1 protein-coding gene is annotated in these 257 nt (G+C 56.8%); it reads right to left on the bottom strand.

All coding sequences use genetic code 11. From position 1 onward, the window contains the following. Positions 1 to 257: Tn3 family transposase (locus tag B7449_RS18815; protein ID WP_209426792.1), on the bottom strand; the 257-nt coding region annotated here is incomplete at both ends.

The following is a 257-nucleotide window of genomic DNA, read 5'->3' as shown; positions in this document are numbered from 1 at the left end:
TCGACATTCCAGCGATAGTCGCCTGTCAGAGAAATATGCTCCCAGCCGAGGGGTGCGATATGCTGGGCCAGGTCATCTGAAATACCGAGCGTCGTGATGGCAGACTGAAGATAGCGCGTATTCCATAGGATGACCGCTGCCACCAGCAGGTTCAGACCTGACGCCCGATAGGCCTGATTTTCAAAACGCCGATCCCGCAGTTCGCCAAGCTGATTGAAGAAGAGCGCCCGAGCCAGCGCATTCCGGGCTTCTCCCTT

Source organism: Komagataeibacter intermedius TF2, from assembly GCF_000964425.1.
Taxonomy (GTDB): domain Bacteria; phylum Pseudomonadota; class Alphaproteobacteria; order Acetobacterales; family Acetobacteraceae; genus Komagataeibacter; species Komagataeibacter intermedius.
The sequence above is the reverse complement of the archived record's forward strand: the minus strand, read 5'-3'. Positions and strand labels throughout refer to the sequence as shown.